The organism is Chryseobacterium sp. KCF3-3 (assembly GCF_045865955.1).
Classification (GTDB): Bacteria; Bacteroidota; Bacteroidia; order Flavobacteriales; family Weeksellaceae; genus Chryseobacterium.
Window position 1 is genome coordinate 532,485 of the sequence record NZ_AP035792.1, and the last position, 20,803, is coordinate 553,287.

General features: G+C 35.4%; 22 protein-coding genes and 1 pseudogene. 7 read left to right on the plus strand and 16 right to left on the minus strand.

The genetic code is table 11. From position 1 onward, the window contains the following. Window positions 1–56: 56 nt before the first annotated feature. The 5 genes from ACKTTZ_RS02425 to ACKTTZ_RS02445 form a co-directional block, all read right to left on the minus strand. The gene (locus ACKTTZ_RS02425; RefSeq protein WP_407847180.1) at window positions 57–932 is read right to left on the minus strand and encodes a tyrosine-protein phosphatase; all 876 of its coding nucleotides are present in this window, start codon (window positions 930–932) and stop codon (window positions 57–59) included. Window positions 933–1,123: 191 nt separating this feature from the next. Continuing rightward, on the minus strand, window positions 1,124–1,771 hold the full coding sequence (locus ACKTTZ_RS02430; RefSeq protein ID WP_034699210.1) for a thiamine diphosphokinase: 648 nt from the start codon (window positions 1,769–1,771) through the stop codon (window positions 1,124–1,126). Then, window positions 1,761–2,330 (minus strand): cob(I)yrinic acid a,c-diamide adenosyltransferase, encoded by a 570-nt coding sequence (locus tag ACKTTZ_RS02435; RefSeq protein ID WP_034699206.1) that lies wholly within the window; start codon window positions 2,328–2,330, stop codon window positions 1,761–1,763. Before ACKTTZ_RS02435 ends, ACKTTZ_RS02430 begins: the two co-directional genes overlap by 11 nt. Window positions 2,331–2,521: 191 nt before the next feature. Continuing rightward, window positions 2,522–4,942 (minus strand): TonB-dependent receptor plug domain-containing protein, encoded by a 2,421-nt coding sequence (locus ACKTTZ_RS02440; protein ID WP_407847183.1) that lies wholly within the window; start codon window positions 4,940–4,942, stop codon window positions 2,522–2,524. 347 nt (window positions 4,943–5,289) lie between these two features. Beyond that, window positions 5,290–5,874, minus strand: a complete 585-nt coding sequence (locus ACKTTZ_RS02445; protein WP_407847185.1) for a hypothetical protein — start codon at window positions 5,872–5,874, stop codon at window positions 5,290–5,292. Window positions 5,875–6,045: 171 nt separating this feature from the next. Here ACKTTZ_RS02445 and ACKTTZ_RS02450 point away from each other — a divergent pair, with 171 nt between their 5' ends. Further along, window positions 6,046–6,537 carry a DinB family protein gene (locus ACKTTZ_RS02450; RefSeq protein ID WP_034699199.1) on the plus strand — a complete coding sequence of 164 codons (492 nt, stop codon included), beginning with the start codon at window positions 6,046–6,048 and terminating at the stop codon, window positions 6,535–6,537. Window positions 6,538–6,763: 226 nt separating this feature from the next. Here the strand turns inward: ACKTTZ_RS02450 and ACKTTZ_RS02455 are convergent, their stop codons facing one another. Further along, entirely contained in the window at window positions 6,764–7,717 is a 954-nt protein-coding gene (locus ACKTTZ_RS02455; RefSeq protein ID WP_253316980.1) for a YafY family protein, read from the minus strand. A gap of 84 nt (window positions 7,718–7,801) precedes the next feature. On the opposite strand from ACKTTZ_RS02455, the gene ACKTTZ_RS02460 reads away from it, so the two are divergent. Then, window positions 7,802–8,374, plus strand: coding sequence for a Crp/Fnr family transcriptional regulator (locus tag ACKTTZ_RS02460; protein ID WP_407847187.1), 573 nt, complete (start codon window positions 7,802–7,804; stop codon window positions 8,372–8,374). Between the two features lie 188 nt (window positions 8,375–8,562). Next, the gene (locus ACKTTZ_RS02465; RefSeq protein WP_407847189.1) at window positions 8,563–9,027 is read left to right on the plus strand and encodes a carboxymuconolactone decarboxylase family protein; all 465 of its coding nucleotides are present in this window, start codon (window positions 8,563–8,565) and stop codon (window positions 9,025–9,027) included. A 49-nt stretch (window positions 9,028–9,076) separates the two neighbouring features. Here ACKTTZ_RS02465 and ACKTTZ_RS02470 read toward each other — a convergent pair whose 3' ends face one another. The 3 genes and pseudogenes from ACKTTZ_RS02470 to lptB form a co-directional block, all read right to left on the minus strand. After that, on the minus strand, window positions 9,077–10,804 hold the full coding sequence (locus ACKTTZ_RS02470) for an ABC transporter ATP-binding protein (RefSeq protein ID WP_407849129.1): 1,728 nt from the start codon (window positions 10,802–10,804) through the stop codon (window positions 9,077–9,079). A gap of 162 nt (window positions 10,805–10,966) precedes the next feature. Further along, the gene (locus tag ACKTTZ_RS02475) at window positions 10,967–11,218 is read right to left on the minus strand and encodes a hypothetical protein (protein ID WP_407847191.1); all 252 of its coding nucleotides are present in this window, start codon (window positions 11,216–11,218) and stop codon (window positions 10,967–10,969) included. 336 nt (window positions 11,219–11,554) lie between these two features. After that, a pseudogene (gene lptB / locus ACKTTZ_RS02480) lies at window positions 11,555–12,280 on the minus strand (LPS export ABC transporter ATP-binding protein); the annotation flags it as partial. Window positions 12,281–12,434: 154 nt separating this feature from the next. Here lptB and ACKTTZ_RS02485 point away from each other — a divergent pair. Continuing rightward, a complete protein-coding gene (locus ACKTTZ_RS02485) occupies window positions 12,435–12,728 on the plus strand; it encodes a TM2 domain-containing protein (RefSeq protein ID WP_034699184.1) in 294 nt (97 codons plus the stop codon). A gap of 80 nt (window positions 12,729–12,808) precedes the next feature. Here the strand turns inward: ACKTTZ_RS02485 and hemB are convergent, their stop codons facing one another. After that, window positions 12,809–13,798: a porphobilinogen synthase gene (gene hemB, locus ACKTTZ_RS02490; protein ID WP_288443335.1), complete on the minus strand. Its 990-nt coding sequence runs from the start codon at window positions 13,796–13,798 to the stop codon at window positions 12,809–12,811. A 118-nt stretch (window positions 13,799–13,916) separates the two neighbouring features. On the opposite strand from hemB, the gene ACKTTZ_RS02495 reads away from it, so the two are divergent. The 3 genes from ACKTTZ_RS02495 (at window position 13,917) to ACKTTZ_RS02505 (ending at window position 16,604) form a co-directional block, all read left to right on the plus strand. After that, the gene (locus ACKTTZ_RS02495) at window positions 13,917–14,267 is read left to right on the plus strand and encodes a T9SS type A sorting domain-containing protein (protein ID WP_034699180.1); all 351 of its coding nucleotides are present in this window, start codon (window positions 13,917–13,919) and stop codon (window positions 14,265–14,267) included. A 110-nt stretch (window positions 14,268–14,377) separates the two neighbouring features. Beyond that, entirely contained in the window at window positions 14,378–15,289 is a 912-nt protein-coding gene (locus ACKTTZ_RS02500; RefSeq protein ID WP_407847194.1) for an ABC transporter ATP-binding protein, read from the plus strand. Between the two features lie 4 nt (window positions 15,290–15,293). Beyond that, complete coding sequence (locus tag ACKTTZ_RS02505) at window positions 15,294–16,604, plus strand: ABC transporter permease (protein WP_034699175.1); 1,311 nt, start codon at window positions 15,294–15,296, stop codon at window positions 16,602–16,604. 70 nt (window positions 16,605–16,674) lie between these two features. On the opposite strand, the gene ACKTTZ_RS02510 is transcribed toward ACKTTZ_RS02505, so the two are convergent. The 6 genes from ACKTTZ_RS02510 to ACKTTZ_RS02535 form a co-directional block, all read right to left on the minus strand. After that, window positions 16,675–17,346, minus strand: coding sequence for a porin family protein (locus ACKTTZ_RS02510; protein ID WP_034699173.1), 672 nt, complete (start codon window positions 17,344–17,346; stop codon window positions 16,675–16,677). A 15-nt stretch (window positions 17,347–17,361) separates the two neighbouring features. Continuing rightward, window positions 17,362–18,234 carry a succinate--CoA ligase subunit alpha gene (gene sucD, locus ACKTTZ_RS02515; RefSeq protein ID WP_034699171.1) on the minus strand — a complete coding sequence of 291 codons (873 nt, stop codon included), beginning with the start codon at window positions 18,232–18,234 and terminating at the stop codon, window positions 17,362–17,364. A 90-nt stretch (window positions 18,235–18,324) separates the two neighbouring features. After that, window positions 18,325–18,891 carry a hypothetical protein gene (locus tag ACKTTZ_RS02520; RefSeq protein ID WP_407847197.1) on the minus strand — a complete coding sequence of 189 codons (567 nt, stop codon included), beginning with the start codon at window positions 18,889–18,891 and terminating at the stop codon, window positions 18,325–18,327. Then, on the minus strand, window positions 18,891–19,790 hold the full coding sequence (locus tag ACKTTZ_RS02525; protein ID WP_034699166.1) for an LpxD N-terminal domain-containing protein: 900 nt from the start codon (window positions 19,788–19,790) through the stop codon (window positions 18,891–18,893). The genes ACKTTZ_RS02520 and ACKTTZ_RS02525 overlap by 1 nt, the downstream gene beginning before the upstream one ends. Before the next feature lie 70 nt (window positions 19,791–19,860). Further along, window positions 19,861–20,424: an elongation factor P gene (gene efp, locus ACKTTZ_RS02530; RefSeq protein ID WP_034699164.1), complete on the minus strand. Its 564-nt coding sequence runs from the start codon at window positions 20,422–20,424 to the stop codon at window positions 19,861–19,863. Window positions 20,425–20,439: 15 nt separating this feature from the next. Next, window positions 20,440–20,778: a hypothetical protein gene (locus ACKTTZ_RS02535; RefSeq protein ID WP_253316984.1), complete on the minus strand. Its 339-nt coding sequence runs from the start codon at window positions 20,776–20,778 to the stop codon at window positions 20,440–20,442. Between the last annotated feature and the right edge of the window lie 25 nt (window positions 20,779–20,803).

The following is a 20,803-nucleotide window of genomic DNA, read 5'->3' on the forward strand; positions in this document are numbered from 1 at the left end:
TTATAATTTTAAATAAACCCCCAATATTAAATCTTATAGAAATTTATCTCTGATAATCAATACGTAAACTTTTGAATATATTCATTCCTTTTGGCATCTGAAATCCCCAATGCCTGCTGAATATAGACTTCTGTAGAACCATACTTTTTATTGATCTCCCCAAAAGCAGCATCAAGGTATCTTTTTTCTACCCAACTCAATTTTTCCAGCACCTGTAAATCCATTTTAGGATAGAGGAAATGTAAGGTATTGGCAAGACGTAATCTTTTTTGAACAAGATCTTTTCTGTAATTATTGGATAAAAGATATTCGTTGTAAATAGTCTCTTTATCAAATTTCAGAATGGTAAGAATTAATGCGGTGGTAATTCCGGTTCTGTCTTTTCCTGCGGTACAGTGATAAAGAACCGGATCTTTAGATTCCAGAATTTCTGTGATAATCTTTTTTATGGTTTCCGGATTCTCTGTCACATACTCACGATAGAAATCAATCATTCTTTTATCTGCATCGGAAGCGTTTACTTTACCTTTAAGAACAAGTTTCCTGGCCTGAGCCAATTGATCTCCTTCATCTTCAAATGCTGAATATTTTTTGTAAACTGCTTCTACAGGCATCTGATCCGGTTTTTCAGCAATTTCTTTTGAGTTTCTAAGATCAATAATTTCTTTGATCCCTAGTTTTTCAAAGTCATCAAAAGATTTCTTCTTAAGCTTATGAAGATGGGCACTTCGATACAATTTTCCTTCTTTTAAAGTTCTTCCATCTGCATTTTTGATATTTCCTACCGTACGGAAATTGGTTACTTTCTTGATATGAATTACTTTTTCAGCTTCATTTTTTCCATATTCGGGTGTTTCAAAATGCTGTGTTTTGCATGAGAAAATACAGCATAATGAAATGGTGAAAACTGATATTTTGATTAGTTTATTCAATGGTTTTATTTTATTTGAGAACTTTTAATCGCCCATCAAATCTTTCGATTTACCAATCTCTGGTTGGGAATTTAATAAACTCAATTATTAAGTTTTGGCTAAAGCCAATGGATTCATTTTCTTTATTTAAAATGGGCTTCCTTCGTCTAAGCTCAGGATTATTATCCGTTTCTATTCTTCACAGATCTAAATTAATAGATTGCAGGATATTCTATCTCCTTGATCCCTACAAAAAACAAAACATCCCCTGATTCATAATCTATAGAAACCTCATCTTCAACAGCAAAATTCCGGGTTCCGATTCTTGAAGTGATACTTAAGGTTTCATTGGTCAAAGGCCAATTGAGTCCTTTTGTCGTTATATTATTCACTGATGGAAATGGATAAAGCGAAATCATTCTGTTTTTCACTCCTTTCAATGTAAAATGATTTGGAATAAAATAATATTCTGAAAATTCATCATAAAATGTAATATTCATTCGATCCTTGAAGCTATAGGCAACGGTAAGATTTCCAAGAAAATGATCCTGTTCACCTCCGCTTCCTCCGAAAACATCAATTTCTGAAAAGCCTCTTTCCTGAATGATTTCCAGCGCTTTATGAAAATCTGTTTTTTCCTGATCTAACGTAAGGATAAATTTTCCCTCATACATATCTTCATCTGATCCGGAATGTGAATCAAAATCACCGGATATAAAATCCAGTTTATCCAAAGGAAATCCCATTCTTTTCAAATAATGGAAAGCACCGTCTGTACAGGCAATCAAACCATAATTTTCCGGATCGGGTAATGATTTTGGAGCATCTCCGTTGATGAAAAGTAATGCTTTATCTCTCATTCGGGTTCCAGTATTCTTCCGGTTCGTTGTTCAGTTTTGAAATATATCTTGCCAACACAAAAAGATAATCTGAAAGCCTGTTTAAATATTTAATCAATTCGGGACGTACTTCTTCTGATTCATTCAGAAATACCAATGAACGTTCTGCTCTTCTGCAGATGGTTCTTGCTGCATGTAAAAAAGTTGCCGATTTTCCTCCACCTGGCAGGATAAAATACTGAAGCGGTTCCAGTTTTTCATCAAAAGCATCCATCCACTGTTCCAGCTCTTCAATTTCTGTTTCTGAAATAATGATCGGAAGACGTGATTTTCCGTTGGCAAGCATCAGCTTATCCACAGGGGTTGCAGCCTCTGAACCTACAGTGAATAAATCAAATTGTATTTTCTTCAGCTGTCTCAACACTTCTTCATCTTCGATATGGCTTTTTGCAATCCCGATGAATGAATTCAGCTCGTCTATATTTCCATAACTGTCTACTCTTGCACTAGCTTTGGAAACTCTTGTTCCACCGTATAATGCAGTCTGACCTTTATCTCCTGTCTTTGTATAAATTTTCATAGTACTAAAATACCTTTTTTTATACAATGTAAAAAGTAAAATGTAGTAATAACGTCCTATTCTATCTGAAAAAAATTACCTGACATTCATTAATGTCAGGTAATTTTTACGTAGGTTGGTTTTATATCTTTTGAAATTGCTTTCTCATTGTTAGAGCATGACAGGCAAATTCCAATTCCTTTATGTATAGATTAAAAAGTATAATTAACATTTAATTGAAAAATGGTTCCGTTAAATCCAAACTGGTTAACCTCCCAAGGATATTTGAACCTTCCTCCAAGATCTGTCACCACATCTCCTTTGCTGTCTATTACATCCGGATAAATATTAAATAAATTATTTACAACACCGGAAACTTTAAGGTCGTTCGTGATTTTATAGGTTAAAACAATGTCTGTAACTACCTTACCGGAGAATGTCTGATCTTTGGCAGGATCAGTGGTATGCTGCCATGTAACAGAACCAAAATACGTATTATTAAGGTTAAAATTAAACTTCGAAATATCATACGAAAGACTAAGAATAGTTTTTGTTTTTGGTCTTGCAGAGATAATTCTGGATTGTTCTTTTCTATCAAAAAAGTTTTCTGAGTAACCATTTTGAGCCAAAATAGGTGGAACAGCAATATTATCTACTATTTTAGTTTCGTTATAATTGAAAGCAGCAATAATTCCCAATCTTCCTTTTCCAATAGCGGAAGTATAATAATTAGCTACAAAATCTACCCCTTGCGTCACTGTATTCACAGCATTGGTGAAAAACTTCAGAGAGGTTATTTTATTATTGTTTAATATTACTTCTACAGGGTTTGTCAGATCCGGACTTCCCGGAGCACCGGTTTTATACCCAATATCTCCTGAGAAAAGTACACGGTCTTTAATTTTTATTCTATAATAATCTGCTGTAATTGTCAGGTTTTTAAAAGGTTTTACAGCAAATCCTCCTGTAATGTTAAAGGCTTTTTCAGCATTTAATTTAGGTACCCCAAGGTCAGATCTTATAATTTGAGAGTCATTATTAAAAGTACCCTGATTCGCTACCGTATTCCCTGTAATTTTAGTTTGAACATTGGAATAATAAATCTGGTGTAATGAAGGGGCACGGAATCCTGTAGAAACAGATCCACGGAAAACCAATTTATCATCTAGCACTTTATACCTTGCATTTCCTTTCCATGAAACATTATTCCCGAAGTCACTGAAATTTTCATACCTCACCGTTCCTCCAAGTAATAAGTTTTTCGTAACGTCCCATTCCGCATTCATATAAGCTCCGATATTCTGACGGTTTTTATTAACTTCATTTTGAGGCTGCAGCCCCGGAAATGATTCTGCACCACTTCCTATATAAGACGCTTCCTCTCCTGCTCTTGCCTGATAATTTTCATTGCGTACTTCAGCTCCTGCTCCTAAAACAAGCGCACCAAAATCCCGGCTGATATCTACGTTTCCTATAATATTACTGAACTGATGCCCACCTGCTTTAAAATACGTTGGTGAATTTGCACCTAAAGACGTATTAATGGTATTTGCTACAGCATAATCTACGGCATTAGAACCAAAGGTTGCACTTCCATCAAAACTCCATTTTCCAAACATACCTTTCCATCCGGAAGTTAAATTATAATCGTAAACATCTGTTTTAAATTCCGGTTGAAATCCGTTGTAAGCCTGCCCTTTTGGAGTTAATAAACCAAAATCTGAAGTTACCCAATAAGGTGTTCTATACAAAGCAAAACTGGTCCCACTTCTGTAGGTTGTTCCACCAAAAGCATAAAATTTGCCCGTTTCACCTGTTGGTAACTCAAAATTGACAAACATATTGCCCACTTTGGTCTCCGGCTGCCCTATAATCATTCCTAAACCTGGATTGGCTTGCGTCCAGGCATTATCTACACCAAAAAGTTCATCTTTTGTAACAGAACCCGCTCGGTTCGTTTTATTTTGAGAGGAAAATCCGAAGGTAAGATTCAGACTTCCCGTTTTTGCTACTTTGATTCCTGTATTAAAATCTGCTCCGATATTAAAACCGTCTCCTTTTGAAGTAATACCTGAAAAAAGATTGACGGTGCTTTTTCCAACACTGTTCTTAAGAATAATATTAATAACTCCTGCAATAGCATCAGATCCGTACTGTGCAGATGCTCCATCCCTTAGTACTTCTACGTTCTGTAAGGCTGCTGAAGGAATACTTTTCAGATCTGTACCTACTTCACCTTTTCCCGGGGTATCATTTACATAAATTAAGGCACTTTGATTTTTTCTTTTACCATTCACCAACACTAATGTTCGGGAAGGACCTAATCCTCTTAAATCTGCAGGATCAAAGTGAGCTGTTGCATCAGAAACGGTTTGCTGCGATGAATTGAAAGAGGGAACGGCATAGGTTAAAGCTTTATCAAAAGTTACCTGCCCTGTGGATTTTAATTGTACGGCGGAAATATTGTCAATAGGAATTGCTGAGGTAATGATGGTTCTGGGCTTGGTTCTACCCGTGGTAACCACCACTTCGTCTATTTTATTTTGTTTTATGCTGTCCTGAGCATATCCCATTGCACCCGCTCCGCTTAATACTAATGCATAGATTTTTCCATTAAATAAATTATTCTTCATGTCAATTGTTAATTATTCAATAAATCTAATAAAAAAATCAACATTAAATACAAAAACAAAACATAAGATAATAATTTGATTTCACAATTGCCAAAATCATACCATTTCGTAAAAACAATAATAAATCTACAAAACATAAAGTGATTGATTAATAATCATGAAAAAAAATAAATCAATAACACCATAATTGTATAAAAAAAATCAATTAATTAACATCAGAAATAAACATGATTTTATTATTTCTGATAAGTAGTTTTCAACGGGTTGAGATGACTTCGCCTATGGCTCGCAATGACTGGAAATGGCTGGGAAAGAAAAATGGCCGGGAGAAACCGGCCATATCCAAATTATTTATTTACCTCTACGTATTGTATGATGGTCTGATTTTTTGGGTTGTAGATAATGGTACTACTGGTAGGAAATCTTTTCAGTTTATAATACTGAATGTTTTTATCGGATTTAATATCTTCCAGAATCTTGGTGTCAAAGGTATTGTCAGGAAGGAATTTCGATATGAAACTTATTTTATCAATGATATTCTGGCCATCAATCTTACGGGCAGTTTTATCCGATTTACTTTCATCTGAAGTAGGCTGGCTTTCCAGAAACGGAAGCAATACTGCAATATCAGCTTTATACTTAAAAATATATCCTTCAGGTCTTCCTGGAATATTGATTTTCTTTCCTTTTTCTTCAGAAACAATAGATGCTCCAGTACTTGGGAAAACGGAATTGAACTTAACATCCTCAGAATTGGTTAAAGAATTGATAGATTCATTCACAGTTTTCTTTACGGTTTCTTCTACAACCTGTTGTGTTTTTTGCTGTACAGTTTCAGTTGTTTTCTGAACAGTCTGATCTATTTTTTCCTCTATCTTATTGCATGATACTAATAAAAAAGCGGTGATAACAGGCAAAATATACTTCCTCATAATTCTAATAATGGCGATTTTTTTATTAATACACTTTTCTTTTAACGCAAAAGTAGGGATCAATATTTTAAGAAAGAAAAAATATTTTTTTATTATCAAAAATACTACTGACAAACTGTTGTCATTACCCTCTCTTACCTTTGTATCAACAACAAACAAAACAAATACATTATGACAACTACAGCAACAGCCACTAAACAATTTATGACTTCTGAACAGCTATTAGAAGACTGGCAGGGACACAGAAATCTTACAAGAAGAGTGATTGAATCTTTTCCTGAAAAAGAGCTATTCGAATTTTCTGTAGGCGGAATGAGACCATTTGCAAAACTGGCAGTAGAACTGATCAGCATTGGCGGACCTGCTTTAAAAGGAATTGTGGAAGGAAATATAGAGGCTTACAGTGAAGAAGCATTCAATCCGAAAACTAAGGAAGAAATTTTGAAAAAATGGGATGAAGAAACAGAAGTAATCAACCATTATTTCAATCAGATTTCTGAAGAACGTTTCCAGGAGACCTTTAATTTATTCGGACAATATGAATTTCCGGTATATCAGAACATTCTTTATTTTGTAGATAATGAAGTTCATCACCGTGGACAAGGTTATGTTTATCTGAGAGCTTTAGGTATTGAACCTCCTTTCTTCTGGGAGAGATTTTAATTTCAATAAAAGTGAAGAGGTAAAATTGCAAAAAGGCAGAAATCATGAAAAATACATCTGCAATGTCATTTTCTAAAAGTGATTTTCTCCATCTCAACAACTTATATCATTTTTTGCGACTAAACAAATTTAGCTTTTTTGCGATTTTACCCTTGGCTTGTTAACCATTTCATTTATTTGCCTCAATTAAGTCTTTAAACCTCAACAGCTGTCTTGTTGGGGTTTATTATTGATGTCTTTCAACCATTTTCACAAGCAGTTCATTCAAACGGACACGAAGACTTTCCGGTTCCAGAACTGTAGCATAATCTGCAAAAGTGATGAGCCAGCGGGGAAATCCGTCACTGATCCATTCTGTTTCAAAAGTAAGCTCCATACCTTGTTCGGTTTCTACTTCTTCTATCAATCCGTAATATTTTTTAGAATTTACCAGGTGATTCATTATCTTTTTGTCCACCAGAAGTTTGGCTTTAACCTTATTTCCATTTGACTTTTTACGATAATCATTCACTTGTCCATATTCCTGCAGGAAAGGATTCTGTGTTTTTGAGATTTCAAGAATTCTGTCAATACGAAACTGTCTGAAATCTTTTCTCAAGGTACAATACGCCATGATGTACCAGATATTAAATTCGAAAAACATCCCGACTGTTTCAATAGTTCTGTTATTCACTCTTCCATCTACCGTCTTATATCTGATATTGAGCTGGATTTTCTCCGCGATACTTTCCAGAATAATAGGAATTACATTTTTAAGAGAATCTCCTGAATCTGTATGAAAGCTGAAAACATCGATCTGCTTTTCAATATTTTTAATCAGGTTTTTATCAGAATATTTCAATACCGAACGAACCTTTTCCATTGCTGCCTGATAGTGATTTCCTAAACTTTGGTGGGAAAATTTCTGCATCAGTTTTTCAGCGGTAATGAAACTTAACACTTCTTCTTTGGTAAACATAATGGGAGGAAGCTTGTAACCATCCATTAAAGAATACCCATTTCCCGCTTCGCCAACAATAGGAATACCTGCATTTTCAAGGGTTTTCACATCACGATAAATGGTTCTGATGCTTACATCGAATTTTTCAGCCAGATCTTGTGCCCTCACAACAGGTTTCGACTGTAATTGGGTAAGGATAGCTGTTACCCTATCGAGTTTTTTTAGATAGTGATCGTTCATGATGTAACAAAGCTAAAATTCTTTTTTGAGAAATGAGAAGGCTTTTTTTATTAATTTTATTTTTCACCAAACAGTCGCTTTTTTATGCTTCATACTCATTTTGTTCAGTCTATTGAAAAAGTTTTAAAACCGGAACAGGTAGTCATAGATGAACTTGTTTCTCATTTGGAAACCAAAACTTACAGAAAAGGAGATTTTCTCTTAAAAGCAGATGAAACCTGCAGATATTTTTATTTTATTGAAAAAGGACTTGTGAAACTGTTTTTTGATAATGGAGACAAAGATTTCATCATGACTTTTTTTGCTGAAAATGCTTTCTTCGCAGAACTGAGCGGCTTTCTTACCGGACAGCCGTCAAAATATATGATTGTTGCTCTGGAACCTACGGAAGTTCTTCGTATACATAAAGATGTGATTGAAGGATTATGTAAAAAATACCATACTGCAGAAACCCTTTTCAGTAAACTCTATTCCAAAGCTCCTGTGAATATGATGGGAAGAATCAGTGAGATGCTGGAAGACGATGGAAAAAAGCGCTATCATAATTTCCTGAAACAAAGACCTGATCTCATTCAGCGTATCAGTCTTGGAGATATGGCAGATTATATTGGAATCACTCAGGTTTCTTTAAGTAGAATCAGAGCGCAAAAAATTTAATGGAAGGGATGCTGGAAGAGGGAAGTTATTGTAGCCCGAATATATATCATTTACCTAATAGTAATTTCCAGCATCCCGCCTCCATCCTCCAGCTTCAAAAATCTTTCCTTTTAAAATTTATCATTTGTAAAAAAAATCAGAAAAATTACCTTCTACATTTGTCACATAATTAATCAAAAACAAATATTATGTCACAAAGAATCAACGCATTTTCGATCGGAAACAAGGCTGTAAATGCACTTCACAACATGGGTTTTCAGGTACAGAACTCATCACTGGACAATTCATTTCTGGAACTGATGTATTTCCGTGTTTCACAAATGAACGGATGTGCTTTTTGCCTCGATATGCACTCTAAAGAATTACTAGCAAAAGGTGAAACGGAACAAAGAATATTTCTGGTAAGTGCGTGGAGAGAATGTTCATTTTATACGGATAAAGAAAAGGCCGGATTTTTATGGGCAGAGACTTTAACTGCTTTAAACGGGAAAGAAGTGAATGACGAAATTTATTCAAAGGTAAGTCATCACTTCTCTGAAACTGAAATGGTAGATTTAACTATGGCCGTGATTGCTATCAACAGTTACAACAGGATTAATATTGCTTTCGGAGCAGATGTAGGAGCTTATCAGGTTCCGGAAAAAGCTCATTAAATTGTATTATAAAAACGTAAAAACTCAGCCTATCCGCTGAGTTTTTTATTTAATTTTCTTTAAAAGTATTCACCAGTTTATCGAGATTCAGGCTGCGGGCTGAGGCATCAAAAATCTCACGATACGTTCCTTCTTTATTGTACAATTCATCATGAGTTCCATTTTCCACCACTCTTCCTTTTTTCATGACATAAATGGTATCTGAATCTAAAATCTGTGACAGGGAATGGGAAATAATGATCACCGTTCTGCCTTCTTTGATCGCATCCAAAGAGTTCTTGATCTGTTCGGTAGCAATAGCATCCAGACTGGCTGTAGGTTCATCCAGAAAAATAATTGGAGGATTTTTAAGAAATAATCTTGCAATGGCAATCCTTTGTTGTTGCCCTCCGGAAAGCTGGGTAGCATCATGCTGATATTTTTCCGGAAGATCCATAATCTGTTCATGCAGATAAGCTTTTTTTGCGGCTTCTTCAATTTCTTCAAAACTGGCATTCATATCTCCATATCTGATATTATCTTCTATGCTTCCCTGAAAGATGTGATTTCTCTGAAGCACCAGCCCAAGATCACTTCTCAGAAAAGTATTGTCAAATTCATTAAGGTTTACCCCATCCAGAAGAATTTCCCCGGAATCCGGAAGATAGAATTTACACAAAAGATTAATAACCGTTGACTTTCCTGCACCACTTAATCCTACCAAAGCTGTTGTTTTTCCGTTTTCAATTTTCATGGAAACATTATGTAAAGCTTTTGTTCCGTTAGGATAGGTGAAATCAACATTTTTCAATTCAAAAGTTCCTTTAATTTCTTTTTCTACAAAACTTCCGTTTGATTCTGTTTCATTATCTGCATTCAGAATATCGAAGTATCCTTCGGCATAAATCATAGCATCGTTCATATCATCATAAATTCTGTGAAGCTGTCGGATAGGTGCCGAAACATTGTTAAAAAGCATAATATGAAGCATGATTGCCCCGATAGTCATTTGCTGATCCAGCACCAGATAAACGGTTAAAAGGATAATCAAAACAACCCCAAACTGTTCAATGAAAGTCTTTAAACCATCATAAATAAAATTGGTTTTTCTTGTGATCATCTGGCTTTCCATCAACTCCATCTGAAGGTCGTATTGTTTTTTTCCTTCAAATTTTTCGCGGACAAAACTTTTAATGACCATAATTGAATTAATCAGGTTCAGAAGTCCGGATGTTTTTCTTTCCCTTTGATTTCGAAGCTGACGTCTCACTCCGCCCAGTTTTTTGGCCTGCAAGGAGCTGATGTAGAAATAAATCGGAACAATAATCGTAGAAACCAATCCCACATATACATTCTGCATATACATAATGATAAGGGCAATAATGGCATTGGAAAAAAGAGGAAGGATATCAATAAAAAAATTTTGAACCAGTTTCGTCAGACTTTCTATTCCACGGTCTATTCTGATCTGTAGTTTTCCGGACTCATGATTTTCATCATTAAAGTAGGCAACTCTGTACGTTAAAATCTTATCAATAGCTGACTGCGCCAACACCGAGCTTACATTGATCCTTATTTTTTCGCCATAAAATTTCTGCCCGAAGTTGATAAAAATATTCAACAATTCTTTTCCCAGCAAAATAATGGAAATGATAATGAGAATATGTATTCCTTCTGACATCGGATGTGGAAGATGGGTAAGCTTGGTAACCTCATCTACGGTATATTTCAAAACAATCGGGTTCACCTGTGCTGCAAGAGCTCCCAGAAAAGTAAGAAACAGTGTTCCGTAAATCATGGGACGATAAGGTCTGATAAATGGAACAAGTTGTTTATAGATTCCGAATAAGGTAACGGTTCTGTTAAAAGGTTTAGCCATAGAAATCATTTTAAATGAAAAACGTACCGCTTTCAAAAGAAAAAGGTACGAATTATTATTAACTGGTCATCTAAGATGTATTTAAAAATCTTTCAATGTACCATCGTCATTGATGTATTTAAATTGATAGTTGGGATCAATTATCTTTCCTCCCATTTGCATAAAAGGTCCCCACATTCCTGACCAATCTTCAAAATCATTTTCAACAGATGTATCCCAACGGACTACGGTTGAATTTTCATGAAACTTTACATTCACTATAATACCGTATTCATTATCCAAAAAAACCTTGGTTCCTACTTGAAAATCTTCATATTTATAAGGATCGTTCATTTACCCTTCATACATATAAGTAGTAAGATAATGCAGTTCTTTTCTGCTGGCTTCTTTAGATTCTGCTTCTGCCTGTTCTAAAGAATATTGAGAATTGATTTCCTTTTTCTGGAAAACAAATGAGTTGTTGGCATTCTTATCCACCACATCATTAAAAATATGTTCAATTTCAGAATTAGCTAATGAAGCAAAGCTGATATCTTCAAAACCATACATCAGTCTAAGATCATCAAACTGTCTGAAGTTTTCGTCTACAAATCCCTGCAACTGTGGTTTTGAATCAAAGTTACCAGCCCAGATATTGTAAGCGTATTTCTTCTTTTTAGGTTTATCTAAAATACTTTGATAGACGAAGTTTTCACCCAGATAGGCTTCTCTTACCTGCGGGTCATTCGCTAAATCTTCCGGAAGTCCTTCTTTCAGGATCTTTCCTTCAAACATGATATAGGTTTTATTGGTAATTGCTAAAGTCTGCTGTACGTTGTGATCGGTAATCAGAATTCCGATATTTTTATCCACAAGGCTTCTTACAATTTTCTGAATATCTTCCACGGCAATCGGGTCTACCCCTGCGAAAGGTTCATCCAGAAGGATAAAATTCGGGCTTGTAGCAAGACAGCGTGCAATTTCGGTTCTACGTCTTTCTCCTCCGGAAAGAAGGTCTCCTCTGTTTTTACGAACATGCTGTAAAGAAAACTCTTCAATCAGTTCATCACATTTGATCTGCTGCTCACGCTTAGAAAGCTTGGTCAGCTGCAATACTCCCATAATGTTTTCTTCCACAGACAACTTTCTGAAAACCGAAGCTTCCTGCGCCAGATACCCGATTCCTTTTTGGGCTCTTCGGTACATGGCATCTGTAGTAATCTCCTGCTTGTCTAAGAAAATTTTCCCTGAAGTGGGCTTAACCAACCCTACAATCATATAAAACGATGTGGTTTTTCCTGCTCCATTCGGACCCAGCAAACCAACAATTTCTCCCTGTTGAACCTGTACAGAAACGCCTTTTACAACTTTTTTAGGACCGTATTCCTTGATTAAGTTTTCTCCTCGTAAAATCATAGGGCAAATATATCAAAAATATAAACTTCACTTATAGGTTAATATCAACTTGTTTACGTTAAATGCAAACTTGTTCATTTACAACCCATTGTAACTTTTCATTATTTTAATCTACTCATCGTAAAACATATCAATCAATTATAAGTATTAAGAAATGGAAAATTACGGTTATACAAAAACAGAAAATGCGCAAAACCAGCAAAGCAGTGTTCCTTACCGTTCAGAAAAGAAAATCCCTGCAGCTATATTGGGAATTCTTGTGGGATGGCTGGCTTTAAATAAATTTTATCTGGGCTATACGAAGGAGGGAATTATTCAGCTGGTTCTGAATGTCGTTACTTTTGGTGCGGCTTCAATTATTCCTTTTATTGAGGGAATTCTCTATCTTTTTATGAGCGATAAACAATTCGATGATACGTATGTGTATGGGAAAAAAGGATGGTTGTAAAAAATTATCATCACCTCGTTCGAAATAAAAAAGAGACTACCGATTGAGTAGTCTCTTTTTTATTGGAATGAGTTTAATCATTATTTATTTAAAAGAATAGCTGCTTCTTTTGCAAAATAAGTAAAGATCATATCTGCTCCCGCTCTTTTGAAACATGTTAAGCTTTCAATGATCGTTTTGTCATTATCCAGCCAGCCGTTTTGAGCAGCAGCTTTTACCATCGCATATTCTCCACTTACATTGTATACTGCAATCGGAAGATCAATGGCTTCACGTACTTTGGAAACGATATCCAGATAAGGAAGTCCCGGTTTGATCATAATCACATCTGCTCCTTCATCTATATCTTTAAATACTTCATTCAGGGCTTCGCGTGAGTTGTGGAAATCCATCTGATACGTCTTTTTATCTTTCGGAATTTCCATATCATCTTTCGGAGCACTGTCTAAAGCACTTCTGAAAGGGCCATAGAAAGAACTTGCATATTTGGCAGCATAGCTTACAATTCCTACATCTGTAAATCCGCTTTCTTCCAAAGCTTCACGAATGACCATTACTCTGCCATCCATCATATCACTTGGCGCTACAAGATCTGCTCCTGCTTCTGCGTGAGATACTGACATTCTTGCCAGTGCATCATTGGTAGCATCATTTAAAACTTTTCCGTTTTCAATGATTCCGTCGTGTCCGTAGATTGAATAAGGATCTAAGGCTACATCCGGCATCACAATCATTCCCGGAACGGCATCTTTGATTGCTTTGATGGTGTTCTGCATCAATCCGTCTTTGTTCCAGGCTTCTTTTCCTGTATTGTCTTTAAGATGTTCTGACACTTTCATGTACAAATTGACAGCTTTTACTCCCAAAGAAAATAATTCCTTACATTCCTTCACTGTTAAATCTATACTGCGCCTAAAAATTCCCGGCATAGACGGGATTGCCTCCTGCTTGTTTTCGCCCTCCATTACGAAGATCGGCATTACAAAATCATCAGTTGTAAGCACATTTTCTCTTACCAAACTTCTGATAGATTCATTAACTCTAAGTCTTCTATTTCTTGAATGTATCATTTTGGAATACTTTTTGAATAAGTTTCTACAAATTTAATATAAGTTCTGCAAAAAACTATTGTACGAAATTGTAGAATTTATTACATTTGTTATATATATTCGAGAAATTATAAATTTGATGAAAAAACTTTTACTTTTATTTCTATTTGTAGGCACTTTTGTTGGATTTTCCAACAATTTCAAAGCTCAGCTTAGAGAGCCGGGTTCCATCACTCAAAAAGCAGATGATGGTGTATTGCTTGCCTATCCAAATCCTGCAAAGGATTTCCTTATTATTAAGGCAAAAGATTCTTCTTTAAGAATCAAAAGTGTGACTTTTTATTCAATTTTGGGTATGCAGGTCGCTAGTTATACCGTAAATATGAATTCCGGAGAGATTAATATTGAAAAATTAAAACCCGGAAAATATATGATCCGATATATTTTAAGTGACAACACACAGAAAGTTACTCAAATCGTGAAACAATAAATTAAAATCCTGATAATCATCAGGATTTTTTCTTTTTACATTAATTCTGTTTTAATATTTCCGTAACTTTCGGAACTTTTTTATACTAATTGTAAAAAGAACAAATTTTAATGCTAAAAGCTGAACATATTAAAAAGACCTATAATGCCGGAAAAAAGGTCGCACTGGATGATTTCAGCATCCATGTTCCAAAAGGCAGTATTTATGGCCTTTTAGGTCCTAACGGAGCCGGAAAAACTTCTTTTATCCGTATTATTAACCAAATTACTCAGGCAGATTCTGGAGAAATCCATATCAATGGCCAAAAGCTTAATCCAAGTCATATTAAAGATATTGGCTATATGCCTGAAGAAAGAGGATTATACAAAAACATGACTGTTGGTGACCAGATCCTATATTTCGGGGAACTGAAGGGAATGAAGAAAAGTGATGCTTTAAATGAAGCTAAAAAATGGTTTGAAAAGCTGAACATCGATCAATGGTGGAAGAAAAAGCTTTCTGAACTTTCTAAGGGTATGGCACAAAAAATCCAGTTTGTGGTAACCGTTCTTCACAGACCTCATCTTTTAATTCTTGATGAGCCGTTTTCAGGTTTTGATCCGGTGAATGCCAACTTAATCAAAGATCAGATCATTGACCTTAAAAATAACGGAACAACCATTATTCTGTCTACCCACAGAATGGAAAGTGTAGAGGAAATGTGTGATTATGTTGCTTTGATCAACAATTCAAAGAAAATTATTGACGGAAGGGTTTTTGATGTAAGAGAAAAATTTAAGAAAAATATTTTTGGGATTACACTTTCTGAAGTAAGCAATGATCAGCTTGAAAATTTCAAAAACAAATATGAGATCTTCAACCTATCCAATGAAAATAATCTTGTTTCTTTCGACCTGAAAAATGAAGAGAGCCAGAATAATGTTCTTCTTGATCTTGTACAGGTAGGTAAAGTGAGATCATTCGACGAAAGAATTCCAAGTATGAATGAAGTGTTTATTAATGCTGTAAGTAACCATTCTTAATTTTATGAATAATATTTTTTTAATTACCAAAAGAGAGTTTCTTACGCAGGTTAAGAAAAAGTCTTTCATCATATTGACCTTGCTTGCCCCTGTTATGATTATTGCTTTCGGAGCAGTTGTAGGATTAATGTTTAAGGCAAATGAGTCACACAGTATCATAGAAGTGGTTGATAAGAGTGGATTGTTTACCAATCAGCTTAAATCTAATGATAAATTAAATTACGTTTTTGTTTCTGCGGCTGATGAAAAGTCCAAGATTAACAATTTAAAAGGAAATGAATCTCTGGACGGCATCCTGATTCTTCCTGAATTGAAAAATCAGAATTTTGATGGCCTTGAAAAAGAAACCAGACTCATTATCAATAGTAAAATAGGGTTTGATACCAAACAACAAATTGTATCTGATATCAGCAATGTTGTTCGAAAAGAAAAAATAAAGCAACTGGGTATTCAGGAAACTCAATTGAATGATCTTGATAAAAACTTTACCCTAAAAACCATTAACGTTACGGATAATAATAAAGAAGATTCTGATCTTGCTTTTGGAGTGAAATCCGGATTAAGTATGGTACTGATGTATGTTACTTTTATGTTCATTATTATTTATGGGGTAAGAGTAATGAGAAGTGTACTTGAAGAGAAAAATAACCGTGTTGTAGAGATCATTATTTCATCTGTAAAACCTTTTGAACTGATGATGGGTAAAATTCTGGGAGTAACGATGGTTGCACTGACCCAGTTTCTGATCTGGATTACCATGTCTGTTATTGGTGCATTGGTACTCAATACAGGCTTCTCTCCTCTTCAGAAGAATATTCCTGGAGGAAATGAAGAGATTGCAAGTAAACTGGATATGGGACAGCTTGCTACCCAGATTTCTCACAGCTTACTGGAACTGAATTTCCCATTGATTATTTTTGTATTCATCGTATTTTTCCTTTTGGGATATATTTTCTATAGTTCTATTTATGCAGCCATTGGTTCTGCAGTGGATAACGAAACAGAGACACAGCAATTTACTTTATTTGCTATTTTGCCATTAACATTAGGAATGTACGGAAGTTTCACTTTGATGAATAATCCGGAAGGTCCTTTAGGCTTCTGGTTATCCATCATTCCGTTTACATCACCGGTAGCCATGATTGCCAGAATTCCGTTTGGAGTTCCTGCGTGGCAGATCGCATTGTCTATTACCTTATTGCTGGTAACCACTGTTTTCATGATCTTCCTGGCCGGAAAAATCTATCGTGTAGGTATTTTGATGTACGGGAATAAAGCTACGTTAAAAGAGCTTTGGAAATGGATAAGAGGATAAGAAATAAAAATCTATCAATAAAAAATCCCGGAAACTGAGTTTCCGGGATTTTTTATATTCTGAAAATATTCTATTTGAATATATAGCTTAAAGTAAGAGCAATTACCTGTTCTGATTTTTTCTTATCAGTACCCTTGGTTTCTTTTTTAAGACCAGGGTAAGTATCACCAAGACCTAAGTCATATTTTACAGCTACTTCAAGTTGTCTTTTGTAGCTATATCCTACTCCCAGTCCCAGTCCCCAGTTAAAGCTCTTCGCCTTACCATTTACGCCTGCCGGCTGGTTAGGATCGGTAACATCCGGGTCATAATAAGGTCTGCTTGCAGGAGCATCTTTAACGTTTTGGCTTAGCAAGAAGTTAAATCTAGGTCCTAATAATCCAAAGAACTCTGATTCTGCTTCAGAGAAATATCCTTTGAAATAAAGAGGCACACTCAGGTAGTTATTAGCATATACTGCATCATAGCCACTTACACCTTTAGCATCTTTATCTTTTCCTGTTTCTCCTGCACCATAGTACAGTACTTCAGGTTGAATAAAGAATTGGTTTGCCTTTCCTACGGGAATCAATGCCAAAGCTCCAGCCTGGAAAGTATATCTTGGCCCTGAAGGGTTGTGGGCGTTAGATACTCTGGAGTAGTTTAAACCTCCTGTTACTCCAAATCTTGTGCTTTTCCATTGCACCTGTGCAAATGATAAGGCAGAAAGTGTTAAAGCTGAGGCTAATAAAAATTTTTTCATATGTTGGGTTTTAGATTATCCTAGAATCTTAGCTACAGTAGCACCAATATCGGCAGGAGAGTCAACAACGTTGATACCGTTTTCTCTCATGATTTCCATTTTAGCCTGAGCTGTATCTTCAGCACCACCTACGATAGCACCTGCGTGTCCCATTGTTCTTCCTTTTGGAGCAGTCTGTCCAGCGATGAAACCTACAACTGGTTTAGTAGATCCGCTAGCTTTGTACCATCTTGCAGCTTCAGCCTCAAGACCTCCACCAATTTCACCGATCATTACAACAGCTTCAGTTTCAGGATCGTTGATGAATAGCTCTAAAGCTTCTCTTGTAGTTGTTCCGATGATTGGGTCACCACCGATACCGATTGCAGTAGAGATACCATAACCTGCTCTTACAACCTGGTCAGCAGCTTCATAAGTAAGAGTTCCTGATTTTGAAACGATACCTACTTTTCCTTTTTTGAAAACGAAACCTGGCATAATACCAATTTTAGCTTCTTCAGAAGTAATGATTCCAGGGCAGTTTGGTCCGATTAATCTGCAGTCTCTGTCAGCGATGTAAGATTTTACTTTTACCATATCAGCTACAGGAATACCTTCAGTAATACATACAATTACTTTGATTCCTGCTTCAGCAGCTTCCATGATAGCGTCTGCTGCGAATGCCGGTGGTACGAAAATGATACTTACGTTTGCTCCTGCTTTTGAAACAGCGTCAGCTACAGTATTAAATACAGGCTTTCCTAAGTGCTCGCTACCTCCTTTTCCTGGAGTAACACCACCTACTACGTTTGTTCCGTATTCAATCATCTGGCCAGCGTGGAAAGTTCCTTCGTTCCCTGTAAATCCTTGTACAATTACTTTAGAATCTTTGTTTACTAAAATTGACATTTTATTGTTGTTTTAATTTATTTATTTTCAGTTTATACGTCAGACAAAAATAATGATTATTTGTCGTTAAAAAAATTTTTAAATCTGATTTTATTCATCATATTTTTTCAAGAGATCGATTAAATCCTGTTCCTTAAGTCTGTTATAATTAATATTTTCAATAAGCGGCTCAAGTTCGGGTTTTTCAACCATTAGCTGTTTCAGTTTTTTCCTGTTATTAACCATAATATTCAATGGCTGTCTTATATCTCCTTTGAACAAAACATCTGATACAAGAGTAGACCCGTCATAGGCGTGGCGTGTATATGCTTTCACCCATTTTATTTTCTTCCCGTCATATACCAATTCTACAAGTGTTTTTGTAGATTCTGAAGGAAAATAAATGAAAATCCTTGGCTTACCTTTAAGATCTGTAAATTCTATTTTCTGAATTTCAGAAGGCTGGTACTTAATAGCTTTTCCATCTTCGAGAATCTTAACTTTTCTGTCGCTAATGGTAATCTCATCAATCTGATTACTATCAAAAAGATTTGTTATAAAAGGTATTTTTGCATCTACTGTTCTGTTGTCGCTAAATGTAACCTTTGATTCAATCTGTGATTTCTGAGCTAAACTTATTGAATATATAAAAAGGAATAGAGCTAATAAATTCTTCATCACAGTTTTCTCAGTTTTACTTCTTTTTTGAGATAAGTTTTAAAATCTTCTGCAAACATCCCGATATAGGTTCCTTTTTCAAGATCTCTGTTCACACCTGTTTTTCCCAGAAGCACTGATCCTGACTCAATTTTGTTTCCGGAAGCAATTCCTACCTGCCCCCATAATGTCACCTCATCTCCGATGATACAGCATCCTGCAATTCCTACCTGAGAGGCAATCAGACATTTTTTTCCGATCACGGTATCATGTCCGATCTGAATCTGATTATCTAAAACAGAACCTTCTCCAATGATGGTAGAGTCTGTAACTCCTCTGTCTATGGTACAGCCGTTTCCGATCTCTACATTGTTTTCAATAATAACATTTCCTACAGAAATCAGACGGTCAAAATTTCCGTTTAATTTTCTGTAATAAAATGCATCACCTCCTAAAACAGTGTTGGACTGGATGATAACATTATCTCCGATTTCCGTACGGTCACCAATGACAACATTAGGAAAGATTAAGGTGTTTTTCCCGATTTTCACATTGTTTCCGATCACTGCTGAAGAATGGATTTTTGTTCCCTCTCCTATTTCAACATCGTGAAGTTCTTCTGTAAAATTATAGATTCTGGTAAAATGGGTATTGATTTTATTAAAGTCTCTGAAAGGATCATCAGAAACTAAAAGTGCCTTACCTTCCGGGCAGTCTACTTCTTTATCAATTAAAATAATAGTGGCTGCAGAGTTTAATGCTTTGTCATAATATTTAGGGTGGTTCACAAAAACGATATCACCTGGCTTTACCATGTGAATTTCATTAGTTCCCAATACTTCAAAATCTTCCGGCCCTACAAATGCTGAGCCTATTAAATCTGCAATCGTTTTAAGCTTTTGCGGAGAATGGAATCTCATAACAATAGATTTTCTTATAAAACAAAATTCGGAGTGCTGATGCAAACCGAATTTATGTAAATTTTATTTATTATTTCACTCTTTCTAAGTAGCTACCGTCTTCAGTGCTTACTTTAATTTTGTCTCCCGGTTCAATGAACAAAGGAACCATTACTCTTGCTCCTGTTTCAACGATTGCGTTTTTAAGGGCATTTGTTGCAGTGTTTCCTTTTACTCCCGGATCAGCTTCGATAACATCAAGATATACTGACTGTGGAAGTTCAGCAGAAAGTGGAGTTTCATCAACTTCTTTCAGGATGATTGTTACTTCTTCACCAGCTTTCATAAACTGAGCATTCTCAATCATTTCTTTATTGATATATAGTTGAGAGAAGTCATCATTGTTCATGAAGTGGAATCCATTCTCATCATCGTATAGATACTGGAACTTTCTGGTGATTACTTTTACTTCATCAATTTTGTGTCCAGCAGAGAAAGTGTTATCAATTACTTTTCCGTTGGTCACAGATTTTAATTTTGTTCTTACGAAAGCAGGTCCTTTCCCTGGTTTTACGTGAAGAAACTCGATTACTTTAAAAATATCGTTGCTATACTCGATGCAAAGACCTTTTCTGATATCGTTACTTGTTGCCATTAATTATGTAAATATTTATTTTCTTTTTTTAATTTCAATACCTTGCCCTTGCGGCATCATCCTGTCAAATGTATTATTATTGAACATATTCACATTATTATTCAATCTGTTTACATTCTTTTGAATTTCGGAATTATACTGATTTGTAGTTCCCAAAATCGAACTTCCTCCAATATTTTTCTGTTTCAGAATGTCATTCAAATTATTTCTAGCAATACTATCATTAGACTCTTTGGAAAGTTTTCTTTCTATGCTGAAGGCCTTTTCATTCTTTCCAACTGTAGACTTTTCTGTTTGCTGCCCAAACAGAAAAGATGTTGCAGAAAGCAAGATTAGTGAGGTTAAGTTTTTCATTTATATTTGTGTTCTATATTTTTTT

Coding starts and splice junctions, on each gene's coding strand:
- ACKTTZ_RS02430 (WP_034699210.1), bottom strand. CDS start 1,771: ATGAGAGATAAAGCATTACTTTTCATCAACGGAGATGCTCCAAAATCA.
- ACKTTZ_RS02435 (WP_034699206.1), bottom strand. CDS start 2,330: ATGAAAATTTATACAAAGACAGGAGATAAAGGTCAGACTGCATTATAC.
- ACKTTZ_RS02440 (WP_407847183.1), bottom strand. CDS start 4,942: ATGAAGAATAATTTATTTAATGGAAAAATCTATGCATTAGTATTAAGC.
- ACKTTZ_RS02445 (WP_407847185.1), bottom strand. CDS start 5,874: ATGAGGAAGTATATTTTGCCTGTTATCACCGCTTTTTTATTAGTATCA.
- ACKTTZ_RS02450 (WP_034699199.1), top strand. CDS start 6,046: ATGACAACTACAGCAACAGCCACTAAACAATTTATGACTTCTGAACAG.
- ACKTTZ_RS02455 (WP_253316980.1), bottom strand. CDS start 7,717: ATGAACGATCACTATCTAAAAAAACTCGATAGGGTAACAGCTATCCTT.
- ACKTTZ_RS02460 (WP_407847187.1), top strand. CDS start 7,802: ATGCTTCATACTCATTTTGTTCAGTCTATTGAAAAAGTTTTAAAACCG.
- ACKTTZ_RS02465 (WP_407847189.1), top strand. CDS start 8,563: ATGTCACAAAGAATCAACGCATTTTCGATCGGAAACAAGGCTGTAAAT.
- ACKTTZ_RS02470 (WP_407849129.1), bottom strand. CDS start 10,804: ATGATTTACGGAACACTGTTTCTTACTTTTCTGGGAGCTCTTGCAGCA.
- ACKTTZ_RS02475 (WP_407847191.1), bottom strand. CDS start 11,218: ATGAACGATCCTTATAAATATGAAGATTTTCAAGTAGGAACCAAGGTT.
- ACKTTZ_RS02485 (WP_034699184.1), top strand. CDS start 12,435: ATGGAAAATTACGGTTATACAAAAACAGAAAATGCGCAAAACCAGCAA.
- hemB (WP_288443335.1), bottom strand. CDS start 13,798: ATGATACATTCAAGAAATAGAAGACTTAGAGTTAATGAATCTATCAGA.
- ACKTTZ_RS02495 (WP_034699180.1), top strand. CDS start 13,917: ATGAAAAAACTTTTACTTTTATTTCTATTTGTAGGCACTTTTGTTGGA.
- ACKTTZ_RS02500 (WP_407847194.1), top strand. CDS start 14,378: ATGCTAAAAGCTGAACATATTAAAAAGACCTATAATGCCGGAAAAAAG.
- ACKTTZ_RS02505 (WP_034699175.1), top strand. CDS start 15,294: ATGAATAATATTTTTTTAATTACCAAAAGAGAGTTTCTTACGCAGGTT.
- ACKTTZ_RS02510 (WP_034699173.1), bottom strand. CDS start 17,346: ATGAAAAAATTTTTATTAGCCTCAGCTTTAACACTTTCTGCCTTATCA.
- sucD (WP_034699171.1), bottom strand. CDS start 18,234: ATGTCAATTTTAGTAAACAAAGATTCTAAAGTAATTGTACAAGGATTT.
- ACKTTZ_RS02520 (WP_407847197.1), bottom strand. CDS start 18,891: ATGAAGAATTTATTAGCTCTATTCCTTTTTATATATTCAATAAGTTTA.
- ACKTTZ_RS02525 (WP_034699166.1), bottom strand. CDS start 19,790: ATGAGATTCCATTCTCCGCAAAAGCTTAAAACGATTGCAGATTTAATA.
- efp (WP_034699164.1), bottom strand. CDS start 20,424: ATGGCAACAAGTAACGATATCAGAAAAGGTCTTTGCATCGAGTATAGC.
- ACKTTZ_RS02535 (WP_253316984.1), bottom strand. CDS start 20,778: ATGAAAAACTTAACCTCACTAATCTTGCTTTCTGCAACATCTTTTCTG.